The 14823-nt window shown below is 59.4% G+C and carries 17 protein-coding genes; 8 read left to right on the top strand and 9 right to left on the bottom strand.

Translation table 11 applies throughout. The features are described 5' to 3' along the window. The first annotated feature begins 63 nt into the window (after positions 1-63). Complete coding sequence (tdh, locus tag JF535_RS09490) at positions 64-1089, top strand: L-threonine 3-dehydrogenase (RefSeq protein WP_207003687.1); 1026 nt, start codon at positions 64-66, stop codon at positions 1087-1089. A 45-nt stretch (positions 1090-1134) separates the two neighbouring features. Here tdh and JF535_RS09485 read toward each other — a convergent pair whose 3' ends face one another. The 3 genes from JF535_RS09485 to JF535_RS09475 form a co-directional block, all read right to left on the bottom strand. Beyond that, complete coding sequence (locus JF535_RS09485) at positions 1135-1857, bottom strand: esterase/lipase family protein (protein WP_242523778.1); 723 nt, start codon at positions 1855-1857, stop codon at positions 1135-1137. A gap of 472 nt (positions 1858-2329) precedes the next feature. Beyond that, positions 2330-3574: a cation:proton antiporter gene (locus JF535_RS09480; RefSeq protein WP_207001515.1), complete on the bottom strand. Its 1245-nt coding sequence runs from the start codon at positions 3572-3574 to the stop codon at positions 2330-2332. Between the two features lie 45 nt (positions 3575-3619). Then, positions 3620-5161 (bottom strand): FMN-binding glutamate synthase family protein, encoded by a 1542-nt coding sequence (locus JF535_RS09475; RefSeq protein ID WP_207001513.1) that lies wholly within the window; start codon positions 5159-5161, stop codon positions 3620-3622. A 159-nt stretch (positions 5162-5320) separates the two neighbouring features. On the opposite strand from JF535_RS09475, the gene JF535_RS09470 reads away from it, so the two are divergent. Continuing rightward, positions 5321-6409 carry a PA0069 family radical SAM protein gene (locus JF535_RS09470; RefSeq protein ID WP_207001511.1) on the top strand — a complete coding sequence of 363 codons (1089 nt, stop codon included), beginning with the start codon at positions 5321-5323 and terminating at the stop codon, positions 6407-6409. 15 nt (positions 6410-6424) lie between these two features. Next, the gene (locus JF535_RS09465; protein WP_207001509.1) at positions 6425-6736 is read left to right on the top strand and encodes a GIY-YIG nuclease family protein; all 312 of its coding nucleotides are present in this window, start codon (positions 6425-6427) and stop codon (positions 6734-6736) included. Here JF535_RS09465 and JF535_RS09460 read toward each other — a convergent pair. Beyond that, entirely contained in the window at positions 6709-7404 is a 696-nt protein-coding gene (locus JF535_RS09460; RefSeq protein ID WP_207001507.1) for an SDR family oxidoreductase, read from the bottom strand. The two genes, JF535_RS09465 and JF535_RS09460, sit on opposite strands and share 28 nt — an antisense overlap. 55 nt (positions 7405-7459) lie before the next feature. Between JF535_RS09460 and JF535_RS09455 the strand changes: the two genes are divergently transcribed. The 5 genes from JF535_RS09455 to JF535_RS09435 all read left to right on the top strand — a co-directional run bounded on the left by JF535_RS09455 (position 7460) and on the right by JF535_RS09435 (position 11016). Further along, positions 7460-7780, top strand: coding sequence for a DUF3301 domain-containing protein (locus JF535_RS09455; RefSeq protein WP_242523777.1), 321 nt, complete (start codon positions 7460-7462; stop codon positions 7778-7780). A gap of 54 nt (positions 7781-7834) precedes the next feature. After that, positions 7835-8059, top strand: coding sequence for a DUF1653 domain-containing protein (locus JF535_RS09450; RefSeq protein WP_207001503.1), 225 nt, complete (start codon positions 7835-7837; stop codon positions 8057-8059). Positions 8060-8154: 95 nt separating this feature from the next. Beyond that, positions 8155-9222: a saccharopine dehydrogenase NADP-binding domain-containing protein gene (locus JF535_RS09445; RefSeq protein ID WP_207001501.1), complete on the top strand. Its 1068-nt coding sequence runs from the start codon at positions 8155-8157 to the stop codon at positions 9220-9222. Between the two features lie 115 nt (positions 9223-9337). Then, positions 9338-9865, top strand: coding sequence for a phosphatase PAP2 family protein (locus tag JF535_RS09440; RefSeq protein ID WP_207001499.1), 528 nt, complete (start codon positions 9338-9340; stop codon positions 9863-9865). A 26-nt stretch (positions 9866-9891) separates the two neighbouring features. Continuing rightward, a complete protein-coding gene (locus JF535_RS09435; RefSeq protein WP_207001497.1) occupies positions 9892-11016 on the top strand; it encodes an MJ1255/VC2487 family glycosyltransferase in 1125 nt (374 codons plus the stop codon). A gap of 56 nt (positions 11017-11072) precedes the next feature. Here JF535_RS09435 and JF535_RS09430 read toward each other — a convergent pair whose 3' ends face one another. The 5 genes from JF535_RS09430 to JF535_RS09410 all read right to left on the bottom strand — a co-directional run bounded on the left by JF535_RS09430 (position 11073) and on the right by JF535_RS09410 (position 14816). Continuing rightward, positions 11073-12473 (bottom strand): ATP-binding protein, encoded by a 1401-nt coding sequence (locus tag JF535_RS09430; protein ID WP_340674156.1) that lies wholly within the window; start codon positions 12471-12473, stop codon positions 11073-11075. Positions 12474-12489: 16 nt separating this feature from the next. Beyond that, positions 12490-13167, bottom strand: coding sequence for a response regulator transcription factor (locus JF535_RS09425; RefSeq protein WP_207001495.1), 678 nt, complete (start codon positions 13165-13167; stop codon positions 12490-12492). Positions 13168-13215: 48 nt separating this feature from the next. Then, positions 13216-13575: a PepSY domain-containing protein gene (locus JF535_RS16945; RefSeq protein WP_207001493.1), complete on the bottom strand. Its 360-nt coding sequence runs from the start codon at positions 13573-13575 to the stop codon at positions 13216-13218. 36 nt (positions 13576-13611) lie between these two features. Beyond that, on the bottom strand, positions 13612-14196 hold the full coding sequence (locus JF535_RS09415; RefSeq protein ID WP_066965536.1) for a glycine zipper 2TM domain-containing protein: 585 nt from the start codon (positions 14194-14196) through the stop codon (positions 13612-13614). A 131-nt stretch (positions 14197-14327) separates the two neighbouring features. Next, the gene (locus JF535_RS09410; protein WP_207001491.1) at positions 14328-14816 is read right to left on the bottom strand and encodes a DUF3106 domain-containing protein; all 489 of its coding nucleotides are present in this window, start codon (positions 14814-14816) and stop codon (positions 14328-14330) included. Positions 14817-14823 lie beyond the last annotated feature (7 nt).

The raw sequence follows: 14823 nt of genomic DNA, 5'->3' as shown, positions 1-14823 counted from the left end.
CGACCTATCACGATGTAGGGTGGATAAGCGCAGCGCATCCACCCCGGAAGTTTTTCTATGACTATGAAAGCATTATCCAAGCTCAAGTCTGAACCCGGTATCTGGATGACCGATGTCGAGATTCCGGAACCCGGCCACAACGACCTGTTGATCAAGATCCGCAAGACCGCCATCTGCGGCACTGATATGCACATCTACCACTGGGACGAGTGGTCGCAGAAGACCATTCCGGTACCCATGGTTGTGGGCCACGAGTACGTGGGTGAAGTGGTCGGCATGGGTCAGGAAGTGGCCGGATTCAAGGTAGGCGATCGCGTTTCCGGTGAAGGCCATATCACCTGTGGCCACTGCCGCAACTGCCGCGCCGGTCGCCGTCACCTGTGCCGCAATACCTACGGCGTTGGCGTGGATCGCCAGGGTGCGTTTGCCGAGTACCTGGTGATCCCGGCGCTGAACGCGTTCAAGATTCCGGACAATATTTCCGATGAACTGGCCTCTATCTTTGACCCGTTCGGCAACGCGGTACACACTGCGCTGTCGTTCGACCTGGTGGGTGAAGATGTCCTGATCACCGGTGCCGGCCCCATCGGCATTATGGCCGCCGCCGTGGCACGCCACGTGGGGGCGCGCCACGTGGTCATTACCGACATCAATGAATACCGCCTGAACCTGGCGAAGAAAATGGGCGCGACCCGCACCGTAAATGTCAGCAGGGAAAAGCTGAGCGACGTCATGAAAGACATCGGCATGACCGAAGGTTTTGATGTCGGCCTGGAAATGTCCGGCGTTGCCGTGGCCTTCCGGGATATGCTCTCGGCCATGAACCATGGCGGCAAGATCGCAATGCTGGGGATACCCCCGGGTGAAATGGCGATTGACTGGAGCCAGGTCATCTTCAAGGGCCTGATCCTGAAAGGCATTTACGGTCGGGAAATGTTTGAAACCTGGTACAAGATGGCGAGCCTGATTCAATCCGGCCTCGATCTCTCCCCGATCATTACCCATCAGTTTTCCGTGGACGACTTCCAGACGGGTTTTGACACCATGGGTTCGGGTGAGTCCGGCAAAGTGATCCTCAACTGGCAGTAACATATCGCCCCGGCGGAACGCACAGATCCGCCGGGGAGACCCGTACTACAACAAGTCTGCCTGAAGACTGTAGGTGTATTCCTGCAAGCCAAAATGGCCATAGCCAAAGGTGTAGGTAGCACGCTCTCCGGCAATGCGGCTGGAGTGCACGCCGCCTACGGTACAGGTGCCGCTGACGCAGACAATCTGATCCGACCAACTCTTGATACTGTATATACGGCCGGCAATGCTCTTGCCGTATAGCCAGTCCAGGAACGGACTGGACACGGACAGGCCATAATAGCCGCAAGTGCTGTTCCACACGTTATAGGGGTATGTGCCGCAACTCCACAATCCGCGATAAGCCCCAGCTATTCCGACAAACGCATCCACCCGCGCCTGCTCACCCAGCTTGATAATCTGCTGCGCCGCCAGTGTCACTCCCATGGAATGGCCAATCACGTCGATCTTGCCGGTACAGGAGTTGGCAATGGCGCTCTGAATAGCGTTGCGTACCGGGGTCTCTTCTGCGCCATCGTGATTGTTACAGGAAGCACAGGACTTGGATCCCCAGCTGGGTCGATAAATCTCACCAGTACCATACCCTCGACTACGCAATTCGTTGTAGGTATTAGCCCAGTCTGCCGGCTCACCGGTATTGCCGTGCACCAGCACCACGCTGTCACGACAGGCAGCATTGGCCGTGCCGAAAAACAGGAAGCAGGCCGCAACCATTAACGGCTGGAGGAAGGCGAGGACCCGCCGGGAAAGGTTATCGTTATTCTTCATATATTCATCACTCGCTGTAGCCACCCGCCTGACGGGCGGTTTCATTTTATTGTTTTACGGCCCGAGGACGTCGCCGTTACCTCGCTCAGCGAACCAGACTCGCACTGCTACAATTTCCCGTAGCTGCACTCCGGACGGTATCCGACCAAGGTCGTAGTTTGTCGTCCCAGTAGACTTCGCGTTATTCATCCGGGGAGACAGGAATGGCAGCTTAGTGGCCGCAAAGGCGGGGCCCTCCCGCTTCAGGTCACGGCAGGGATTATCGAGTTTTTAGAAAACTGGCGGAGTCGTATCCGCTAACGCTGAACAAGCGCAATATCGTGGAGCCAAATAATGCTCAGGATTATCGGCGTACTGGTCTTCGCTCTGATCGTTCTCGGTCTAGCGGGCCACCTGTTTTACAAGAATAAAAATCGTAACGAAACCAGCCAAATCCAACCCCAGCGGCAATACCATCTCGCGGCAGGTGAGCTTAGATCCCCAACTTACGGATCAACCGTGTACTTGTAGTGCCCTGCACCAAAAGGGAAAACAACACAACGCCGAACACCATCGACTGCACCGTCCACCAGTAAGGCAGTTCGGTGGGTAATGACAGCACCAATGCCACCGCGATCACGCCCCGCAGGCCTCCCCAGCTCAACACCAGGCGCCAGCTCTGAGGAATGGGAGGGCCAACAAAACGCGCCAACGGTGCCAGCATAAACACCGCCAACCCCCTGGCACCGATAGCAGCCACAATCGCAACGATGATCGCCAGCCACTGATCGGTGAACATCTGGAAGGTGATTACCAGTCCCATGATCACGAAAATCAGCGCGTTGAAGAACAACCCCAGCCACTCCCAGGTTGGGGCAGCATGCGCCAGATACGTATCCTGCTGCTCTCGCAGACAGGCCCGTGCCACAATCGCACAGATCATCACCGACAGTATTCCGGATACGCCAACAACGTGCTCGGCCAGATAAAAACTGCCAAACGCTGCCAGCACCAACACCATCAGTGCGGCGCCGGCGGAACCAAGAAACAAAATCACAATGGCTGTCAGTAAACCGCAGATGGTGCCCACGGCCAGCCCGCCAAAAAACACCGTGCCAAGGTACGCCGTAAACCCACCAATACCCGTTAACGCCTCGCCCGTCGCAACGGAACCCTCCATGACACTGTGGCTGGCAATACCAAGCACAAAGGAAAACAGCACAATCGCCACGGCATCGTTAAACAGGCTCTCACCTTCCACCAGCGTGAGTAATTCCTCGTTGGCACTACCGCTGCGGCGCAAGCGCGCCACCACAGAAACAGGATCGGTCGCGGAGAGAATAGCCGCAGTGAGAAAAGCGGCAACCCACGGGAAGCCGGTGGGATGATGAATACCGTAGTACACCAGTACCGCGGTAATCAGCGCGCAGATGAGCACACCCACAGTCGCCAACAGCAGTACCGGACCGAGCCAGCGCAGCAGAACATCCGGATCAATTTTCCACGCTGACCCGAAAATCAGCACGGGTAAGATGACAAAGAACACCAGCTGGTGCAGGTTTTCGGCCCTCAAGCCGGTGTCGTAATTCAGTACTGGCAACAGCATGCCCGCGAGCACACCGGCAATCAGACAGCCTAGGGTATTGTCCCGGTGGAGTACGCGCGCGATTCCCAACCCCACCACAGCGGCAAACGCCATGTAGAGCCCCTGCCCGACCAGTGTAACCACTCCCTCCATGGTATTCGGCTCCCTTTCTTTTACCTGTCTGCTCGGACCTGCCTGCTAGCGGGTACGATCCGTACCGATCACGGTGCTGGGCCTGCCCTCTGGCGCAAGCGACGTTATTGGCACCGGCACACCGCGCTCATTAATCAACTCGACATGCGTTCGGCGCAACTGGCGAGGTTCGGGCACACCACAGGAGTGCGCGATGGTACCCACCTCATAATTCAGGTTGCGGGCGTAGTGATACACCCGCTCTGCCTTGTCGATTGGGTCCAGGCCCTGCTGCAAATCCGGATTGTGCGTAGTCACCCCGGTCGGGCAGGTATTTTTGTTGCACTGCATGGCCTGAATACAGCCGAGTGCAAACATGAACCCACGCCCACAATTGATAAAGTCCGCCCCCATCGCCAATGCCCAGGCGACCATCGACGGGGTCAGCAGCTTGCCCGCACAGATAATTTTAATGCGATCGCGCAATCCGTACTCGGTAATCAGGTCCACTACCAGTGGCAGACTTCGGTTCAGCGGCAACCCCATGTAATCCATCAGGCTCTGCGGCGCCGCGCCACTTCCGCCATCGGCGCTATCGATATTGATAAAGTCAGGTGCACTCTGGGCGCCCCGTCGCAAAATCGCTTCACACAGTTCATGCAGCCAGTCACTGCTGCCGATCACGCATTTAAGGCCGGCGGGCTTGCCGCTGACATCCCGAATGTGGTTGATCATATCCAGCAGACTGTCTACATTCCGGATTTCCGGATGCCCATTGGGGCTGATGGAGTCTTCCCCCACCGGAATACCGCGTACCTGCGCGATCTCTGGCGTCACCTTGATGCCCGGCAGAATACCCCCCTTACCCGGCTTCGCCCCCTGGGACAGCTTCAGCTCAAACATTCTCACCTGCTCATGGGCGGCAATATTGCGCAACTTTTCATCGCTCAGATTGCCCTCGGGGTCACGCACGCCATATTTCGCGGTCCCGATCTGAAACACGATGTCACAGCCGCCAACCAGGTGGTGCGACGACAACCCGCCCTCCCCTGTATTCAGCCAAATCCCTGCCTTGGCCGCGCCTTTGGACAGGGCTGTCACCGCAGGCACCGACAGGGCACCAAAACTCATGCCGGAGATATTAAAGATTGCGCGGGTTGAGTATGGCTTGCGCGCGACGCCCTCACCGAGCGTGACTTCACTCGGTGGCACCGCATCTTTGGCCAGGGTAGGAAACGGATGGTTGAGAAACAGAATGTCGCCCGGCTGATTCAGCGGCCGGGTGGAACCAAATGCAAGGGTAGAATCGACGTTTTTCGCCGCCCGGTACACCCAGCTGCGCTGGGCGCGATTGAATGGCATCTCTTCCCGGTCCAGGGCAAAGAAATACTGGCGAAAGAACTCGCCCAGGTGCTCGAACTGATAGCGAAAACGCCCCAATACCGGGAAATTCCGCCGAATGGCCTGCTTTGACTGGCTGATGTCCGAGAGATACAGATACACCACATACAGCGCCAGAATTACCAGAGCAAAGGCAAATACCAGGGCAAAAACCTGCAATACGCTGATTGCAAATCCCTTGATTGCGGCGACGGCATCGAGATCCATACATTGTCCTTGTTTGGCCGGGGCGATCGAGACCACCCTGATTATCGCGGGGAAGGTCAGGGCTGTCACTATTCACTGGGCAGGGGCAAACCCAGGCTTGTCCGCCGACCTGAGCGGGCTTTATACTGTACAAATGAACAGTTACCGTTTGATCGCAGCATGAACGACGACTCCACGCCGGCCGCTCCACACATCATCCGCGGGCGCGGTACCGCGAGCGCGATCGCTGGACGCTTTGCCACCACCACAAGCACATTGGAGAGTGACGGCTGGCGCACTGAGGCAGAAACCAACCCTGCGCCACGTACGCAGGTGCTGGCGGAACACGCCAAAAGCATTATTGCCACCAACCGCTCCCCTGACATCCCGTTTTCGCAGTCGATCAACCCGTACCGCGGCTGTGAACACGGCTGTATCTACTGCTATGCAAGGCCGGCTCACGCCTATATGGACCTGTCACCCGGGCTCGACTTTGAAACCCGGCTGTTTTACAAGCCCAACGCAGCGGAGCTACTGGAGCGGGCGCTGCGCAAAAGCAACTATGTATGCAGTCCCATCGCGCTGGGTACCAATACCGATCCTTACCAACCGCTGGAAAAAGACAAGCAGGTCACCCGGCAGATTTTGCAGGTGTTGCAGCGTTACCGCCACCCGGTGACGATCGTCACCAAAGGACAACTGATCCAGCGCGACCTACCTATTCTGGCGGAAATGGCGCAGGACAATCTGGTGCACGTGGCGATCAGTGTCACCACACTGGAAAATGCGTTGAAGCGCAAGCTGGAACCGCGCACCGCCGGGCCGGCGGCCCGCCTGCGTACAATCGAGGCTCTGGCCAGCGCCGGTATTCCTACCGCTGTGATGGCCGCCCCCATGATTCCCGCGCTGAACGACGCCGAGCTGGAGAAGATACTGCAAAGTGCCCACGGCGCAGGGGCAATACATGCGGCATATATACTGCTGCGGTTGCCATTTGAAGTGGCGCCACTGTTCCGGCAATGGCTGCAGGAACATTACCCGGAGCGTGCCGAACACGTTATGAGTATTGTGCAGCAGAGCCGTGGCGGCAAAGACAATCAGAGCGAGTTTGGACTACGCCAACGCGGTACCGGCGTATTCGCGCAGTTACTACAGCAGCGCTTTCGGGTAACCTGCCGCAAACTCGGCCTCAATCAGCGTAAGCTCGACCTGGATTGCAGTCAGTTCACCCTGCCGCCACAGTCCGGCGACCAGCAGAGTCTTTTTTAACACTGGAAACCCGTTTTGTCTGGCTGGTTTGTTTATCTCATCCGCACCAACAACGGCAGCCTGTATACCGGTATCACCCGGGATGTGGCTCGCCGCTTCGAGGAGCACAACAGTGGTGGCCCGAAAGCCGCCAAGGCGCTGCGCGGGCGCGGGCCACTGGTGCTCGCCTTTCACTGTGCCATGCGCAGTAAATCCGACGCGTTGAAACTGGAAGTGACGATCAAGCGCTGGCCCAAGCACAGGAAAGAGCAGTTGATTGCCAGCGGGCCGGCGTTCCTCACAGAGGTATTGGGCGAGGATTACCAGGGAATGGGCGAGCCGTCGTAGTTGTAAAAGCGTCCCGAGTTGCGCTCGTCCGCCTCCAGCAGGACCTGCCGCAATCCCTTCACGCTGTCCTGTACCGATATCAGCGCATTGGGGCCGCCCATATCCGTTTTCACCCAGCCCGGATGTAGCGCCAGCACCGTGATCCCCTGGTCGGCCAGGTCAATGGCGAGGCTTTTCACAACCTGATTCACCGCCGTCTTGGACGAGCGATACAGATACCCCCCACCGGAAGTGTTGTCCTCAATACTCCCCACCTTGCTGCTCAGCACTCCGATGACCTTCTGGCTGCCCGCTGCCAGATTGGGCAGAAAGGCTTCCACTAGCTTGCACGGGGCAATGGTGTTCGCCTCCAGCACCTTGCGCCACTCCTCCACGTCCAGGCTGCCAAGAGCCACCCCTTTGGGTCCGTAGTACCCGGCATTACTGACCAGCACATCCACCGGGCAATCCTTCAGGGAATGTGCCAGATCGGCGAGTTGACCGTAGTCGGTTACGTCCAGAGGGTGAATTTCCAGGTTGTTATGGGCTTCCGCCAGCTCGCTCAGCTCCCAGGCCGCGGATGGGTTGCGGCAAGTAGCGATCACTTTCCAGCCATCTTTGGCAAACTGGCGGGCCATTTCCAGGCCAATACCCCGATTACAGCCAGTGATGAGAATCGTGCCAGACATGTTTCCTCCTGTGGTGGTATTCTTGCGCGGTTTGATAATAGCAACTGCACACTTTATGTATTACTCGCTTGGGGACCTGTTCTGGATTTTTTTACTGGCGGCAGCCGCCTGGTACTTCTGGGCCGGCATGGCAGCCAAGGACCGGGTACGCCGGATCGTGAAAGATCACTGTGCAAAAACCGGCGTGCAGCTGCTGGACGACACGGTGATGCTCAACCGCACACGCCTGAAACGCGATCGGCGCGGCCAGATTCGCCTGCGTCGCCAGTACGAGTTTGAATTCACCTCGACCGGCGAGCGCCGCTACAGCGGCATCGCGGTATTGCACGGACAGCGGATTACCCAAATCCAGCTTGCGCCCTTCCACCTGGACTGAACCAGGCCAAAGACACAGGAACCCGGATTAGAAAGGTGCAGACCAGAGGAATTTATGCAATCGCTCCCCAAAGGTATCTATCGCCACTACAAGAACGGTAAGCAGTATCACCTGATGGAAATCGCTACGCACAGTGAAACCGGTGAACAACTGGCGATCTACCGAGCTCTGTATGATGATTTCGGGGTGTGGGCACGCCCCCTGGCAATGTTTGCAGAGCATGTAGAAAGAGACGGAGCAACCGTCCCACGCTTCGCGCTCGAAAAGCCGCTGGGCTAACGGCTTGCCCAGGGGCTGCAGCCCACTAAAACAATAATCGTCACTCTCGGCCACCGCGGCCAACCGCTGTGATTCGAATACAATAAGGACAACCGGTGAACAACAAGCAGATCCTGATTTACGGCGCCTACGGCTATACCGGCGAGCTTATCGCCCGCCAGGCGGTAGCCCAGGGGCTCAAGCCCATCCTTGCCGGGCGCAGCGCCGCCAAGCTGCAACCGCTCTCCAATGAACTCGGGCTACCCGCGATTGCGGTGAGTCTGGAGGACGAAGAGACACTGGTGCGCTCCCTGCAAGGTGTGGCGGTGGTGATTCACTGCGCGGGCCCGTTCTCGGCCACCGCGGAACCGATGATGCGCGCCTGCATCGCCAGCGGCACGCACTATCAGGATATTACCGGAGAAATGGCCGTGTACCGGCAGGCCCACGCCCTCGACGCGGAAGCCAAGGCCGCCGGTGTGGTGCTCTGCCCCGGCACCGGTTTCGATGTCATTCCCACCGACTGTCTGGCGGCCGCCCTGCACAAGACCATGACCAGCGCCACCCATCTGACACTGGGGTTCGACTCTGACTCCAGCTTCAGCCCCGGCACCGCCAAAACCTCTATCGAAAGCCTCGGTGTGGGCGGCGCCGTGCGCCGCAATGGCAAGATCGAAGTCACCCCGCATGCCGCACTCACCCGCAAGATCAATTTCGGCCGCGGCGAAAAATTTGCGGTGGCGATTCCCTGGGGCGACATTGCCACCGCCTACTATTCCACCGAAATCCCCAATATCGAGGTGTATATCCCGATGAGCCCGCGCCGGGCCAAGAAGATGCAGAAGCTGAATGCATTCCGCTGGCTGTTACGGATGGGCTGGGTGCAAAACTGGCTCAAGGGCAAGGTGGATAAAAGCGTGCGCGGTCCAAACGCAGAGCAGCGCGCGGGACAGAAGACCTGGGTGTGGGGCGAGGTACGCAATGACCGGCGCGGTGAACGCCGGGTGGGCCGGGTAGTTACCGCCAATGGCTATGATGTGACGGTGCATGGATCCCTGGCGGTGATGCAGTTCCTGCTCGGGTACGCCGGGGAAGCCGGCTACTTCACGCCCTCAAAACTCTGCGGCCACGAGCTGGTGGAAAAATTACCGGGCTCCGGGGCGATTGAGATCGGGATCGACTGACACATCCGCACAGGGTGTGCCCGCGCGTGATCGACGCCGATCCCCGCGGGCCAATTTCACAAACCTGACACAATTTGTTCAAGTCTACGCAACATCGGCTTCGTATTTTTACCCCATGCGAAGCCTACCTATCACACTGAAAACCGTCGATGTCTCGCTCGTTCTGCGCATGGCAGAAAGGGCAGCCCGGCCCACCTCACGCCGAAACTACCTGCTGCTCTCCCGGTCTGCAGATGGCTGGCTTTATCTGGTGTCACCGCTGCTGATCGCGCTGGCGAGCCCCCAGCTGGCACTGCACTTCCTTTACAGCTGCGGTGCGGCCTTTGCCATTGAACGCTCGCTCTACTGGACCATCAAGAACACCACCCGGCGCAACCGCCCACCGGAAGCCATTCCGGGGCTACGCTCCATTGTGGTGGCCAACGACCGCTTCAGCCTGCCCTCTGGCCACACCTCTGGTGCCTTCCTGTTTATCACCATGCTGTGCCAATGTGTGAACCCCCTCTGGGCCCTGGGCTACTTCTGGGCGGCCGGGGTGGGCACCTCGCGGGTGGGGCTCGGGGTGCATTTCCCCACCGACGTTTGCGCGGGCGCGCTTCTGGGCACCTGCGTGGGATTTGCGGCAAGCAGCGTGCTGCTGTAACCCACCTGCTTTATCGGAGAAGCACTTTGAAAATACTTTACGGCGTTCAGGGCACCGGCAATGGTCACTTGTCCCGCGCGCGGGCCATGGCAGAAGCGTTTCAGCAATTCCCGGAACTGGACGTACAGTGGCTATTCAGCGGCCGCGCGCCGGAAAGCTTTTTCGCGATGGAAGCCTTTGGTGATTACTGGTGGCGCGAGGGTCTCACCTTCGCCCACAAGGCCGGAAAAATCGACCAGATAGCGACCCTACGCCAGCTCAACCTGCCACGACTGCTGAGCGATACGCGCACCCTACCGGTCGGGGACTTTGATCTGGTCATCAGTGATTTCGAGCCGGTAACCGCCTGGGCGGCAAAACGGCATAAACGGCCCAGCCTGGGGCTGGGTCATCAGTACGCCTTCGACTTCAACATCCCCACCCCGCCGTTCGGCTGGGCCGCGCGCGCCATCATGAAGGTGTTCGCGCCGGTACAGGTGGGCCTCGGCATGCACTGGCATCACTTTGACCAGCCCATCTTGCCCCCCATCGCCCAAACCCACGGAGTCGCCGAAGAAGCGGCTAACGATCAACGGGATTTCGTGCTGGTTTACCTGCCGTTTGAACATCACGCAGCCCTGCTGCAGCAATTGGCGCAGGTTAAGCAGCGATTTATCGTTTACGGGCTGCCGGTCGACCTGCCAAAGGCCGATCACATTACCCTGAGGGCACCGTCGGTGGATGGCTTTCGCCGCGATCTCGCCGCGGCCAAGGCGGTGATCTGCAACAGCGGGTTCGAGCTGATCGCCGAAACGCTCACCGTGGGCAAGCCCATACTCACCCGTCCCTTGCAGGGCCAGTTCGAACAGGAAGCCAATGCCCTTGCCCTGGAGGAATTGCGCTTGGCCAGGGTCGTCAAAAATTTCGATGCCATTACCATCAGCCGGTGGCTCGAGGAGCACCCGCGCGGCGTTCGCATTCTCTGGCCCGACGTCGCCAAAGCTATCGCAGGCTGGATCGCCGATGGGCGCCGCGACAGTCCGCAACAACTGGCTCAGAGTCTCTGGGAAGGTGTTACGCCCGGATTGACCACAGCACAGCAGGACAAATTACCGGAGACGGAAAATGGGAAAAGCAGCGTGGGGGGTATCAAGGGAAGCGAAACCAGCTGACGGTACCTGAGCGATTGCAGGGGCTGTGTGACCGGCTCGAAAGTTGGAGAAGCGCGTTACAACCTGATGCGCAGGGTCAGCCCCCCGAGGTCCTCATCACCGCGCTCGTCGGGCGGCACAATACCGATCTCACCGTGGTAACTCTCGACGATGTCCACCACTACGGCGAGTCCGATGCCCTGCCCCTGTTGCTGCTGATCCGCGCGCACCCCACGCTGGACCACTTGCTGCCACTGGGCCTCGCTCAACCCCGGGCCATTATCCGCGACCAACACCTCAAGCCCGCGCTGGTCCGGCCGGTTGGCCGCGTGGACCAGCAACTTGCCGCCGCCATACTTGTAGCCGTTATCCAGCAGGTTGCCGAGCATTTCCATCAGGTCGCCCTCGTCACCGTAAAACAGCACCGAGTCGTCACACAATAATTCCGCATCCACCGTCTTGCCCCGGTATACCTTGTCCAGTGCCGTGAGGATTTTCTCAACCAGGGGCTGTACCGGGACACCGCGCAGGATGGACTTTGGCGAGGTCGCCACCGCGCGCTTCAACTGATAGCTGATAATGCTGTCCATGCGCTGCACCTGCTCTGCCAGCGCGGCTTCGGCGGCCTGCGGGTCCCGGGCCACGTCGAGCCCCTTCAGGACCGCCAGCGGTGTCTTCAGGCTATGGGCCAGGTCACCGAGGGTGTGCCGGGTTTTCTCCCGCTGGCGACGCTCGTTTTCAATCAACAGATTGAGGTTGTCGGTGAGGGGCACCAGCTCCCGCGGAAAATTTCCCTGCAGAGTGTCCGCACCACCCTGTTGCATTTTTTGCAGTGCACGGGTGACTCGACGCAACGGCGCAAGCCCCCATTGCAGCACCAGAAGCTGCACCGCAATCAGTGCCAGCGCGCCGATACCCAGCCAACGCCAGAGGGTGTCACTGAACTGCTTTACCTGCGCATACAACGGTGCGGCGTCTTCAAGAATGACAAAGGTGAATTGCCGCTCGTTCTCCAGCCCCCAGGCAATGCCCTGGCGAAAACTGCTGTAGGGAGTATCGAGTTCCGGCAGACGGACCTCCGCATAGACTTGCTGTCCCTGTCGCAATGGCAGGGGTAGCGGTAACGCAGAAAAATTCGGCAAACTGAGTGCCGATTGTGAGCGCCAGATGACACGCCCACGGGCATCCATGACCGCGCCGATCAGTCCCGAGTCGGGCTGGTTGAAACGCTGCTCCGGAAGGTTCAGGGGCAGTTGCAGTGCATCCCCATCCGGCTCCGCTACCGCCAGCAGGGTGTACACATGCAGCTGGAGCTCCCGCGCCTTGGCTTCGTCCAGGGAGGTGCGGTAGGCTCGCTCGAGGACCCCGGACAGCACAACCAGAAACACCAGGAGTACCAGGGTCGCCATCAGGGAGAGACGACCGGTGAGCGAATACCACCAGCGACGTATCGCCGGCCACCATTGAGCGGAGCGCACGCGAGACGGCAACCGCTTAGCCCGCGGCAACACTGAATCGATAGCCGCGACCGCGCAGGGTTTCGATCGGCTTGGCACCACCGGCGGCATCAATTTTTTTACGCAATCGGCCGATAAAGACCTCTATCACATTACTGTCGCGGTCACAGTCCTGTTCATAAATGTGCTCGGTGAGCGTGGTTTTGGATACCACCTCATCGGGATGCAACATCAGATATTCGAGGACTTTATATTCAAACGATGTGAGTTCCAGCTCGCACCCCGATACCTTCACCCGCTGCGCACTGGTATCCATCTCGATGGGGCCGGCGTTGATGGTCGGCGAGGAAAAACCCGCGGAGCGACGCACCAGTGCATTCAGGCGCGCCAGCAGCTCTTCGGTGTGAAAAGGCTTGGTCAGGTAGTCGTCGCCACCGGCTTCCAGGCCGCGCACCCGCTCCTGCCAATGGCCGCGGGCGGTCAGAATCAGAATAGGAAAATGGCGGGACTCCTTGCGCAGGGTTTCGATCACCTGGATACCGTCTACCTTGGGCAACCCAAGATCCATCACCGCCACGTCGTACGGGAATTCACGCCCCAGATACAACGCCTCCTCGCCATCCGGTGCCTCGTCTACCGTGTAGCCCGCTTTGCGCAGGGAAGTCGCAAGCTGCTCCCGCAGGGCATGCTCGTCTTCAACCAACAGTGCGCGCATAAAATCTCCTCTACCTGTTATCGATGGCCGGAACACTCACCCAGAGCGTTAACGGGAGATGCGGCCACTTTTCTTGTCTACGAACACCACATAGACCTGACTCTTGTCAGAAAGCCCCTTAACCCGGTACATGGCCCGGCCATTGCGCTGCACTTCACTGATTGCCAGGATTTTTCCGCCGTAACGTTTTTTCACGAGGGCCGCCGCCTGATCGCGGGAGACACCGCGGTCCTGCACGCGCATGCTGGCGATGGGCTGGACATTCAGGTAACCCAGTCCGCGCACGGAATTTTCCCCGGAAGTGCGATCCTCGGCACGCTGCCCCGCATGGAGCGGTGAGGCGAGCAGAGTGGCACACAGGCCGATCACCAAAACCATCGCAGCGGTTGGGGTAGCGGGAAATTTCACAATGCAGCTCCTGTTATCGTTGAATCGCCGGCGGTGTCAAAGAACCGGCGTGACGTCCACGCGCACCCGGATTTTATCCCCGGGATGGCGGTCGGTGCGAATCAGATATTCCTGACCGTTATAGCGGTAGTTTACGTCATATCCTACCAATTCCCGACGGGTACTGACTTCCTCAACCACCCGGCACTGCTGCTGGGTGCCGTACTGCACCGGCGCCGTTTGCTGGCTGATGGCGCTACCGATGGCCGCGCCAACTGCGGCCCCGGCGAGGGTGCCCGCACCCTTGTTACCGCGATGGTAGTGGCGGTGGCGACCATAGCCATGACGGTAGCCCCGGGCCGCATCGCGCCCCACCGCCGCGCCAATCAGGCCGCCGATAATGGCACCTGCCGGAGAGGGTCGCTGGTAGGTAACGGGCTGGTCCCAGCACTGGGTGCGCGGTTCCACTATCTGGATATCGTTATAAATGGGGGTAACGCCAGTGACAATGGCGTAGTCATAGCCGTCCTGCCCCTCGTAGTAGCCGCTCGGACCGGCCACACCCTGCGCGCTGAACCCCACCAGGCTGGCCGTGAGGCCGGCGAAGGCCAGCTGCTGGAAAAACTTCTGCATCTTAACCATATTGTTTGCTCCCTGAGACCCGAAACTCGGCGTCTGTTGACCGCCCAATTGAACCGATGAGAGCACTTTACGCCCAACTGGCTGAATCTATCCTGAACTTGCCAGGCCCCAGTAGGAATCACCTGCCCGTGTCAGTCAGACATGCCGCGACGCTTGCGCCAGCGCTCGCGGAAGCGCTGGCGCTGATCTGGGCTCATCTTGCGCCAGCGCTCTCGCAGGCGACGCTGGCGCTCCGGGGGAAGCTGCCGGAACCGCTCACGCGCCTCACGGATCTTCTTGCGCTGCTCCGGCGGTAGCGCCTTGAAGCGGGTGTACGCTTCGCGCAGTGCCTCGCGCTGCTCGGGACTGAGACGCTGCCATTTGCCGAACTCCTGACGGGCGCGTTTGCGCTCCTCGGGGGTCATCGCCGTCCAGCGCTCTGCCCCTTCGCGCAGGCGAGTGCGCTGCTCTGGCGTAAACTGCTCCCAGCGCTGTTCGAAGCGCTGCAGCAGCTGGCGTTCACTGTCACTCAGATCCTGCCAGTTTGGCGTATCGGCCCGCGCCACACTGGCAAGCGAGCACAACAACAGCAACACCGGGGCAATCCCCCGCGCCAGCCAGGGCTGAAGAGCGCGTTTCAACCTGCGT

The organism is Microbulbifer salipaludis, from assembly GCF_017303155.1.
GTDB lineage: Bacteria > Pseudomonadota > Gammaproteobacteria > Pseudomonadales > Cellvibrionaceae > Microbulbifer > Microbulbifer salipaludis.
This window is presented reverse-complemented; position numbering and strand designations above follow the sequence as displayed.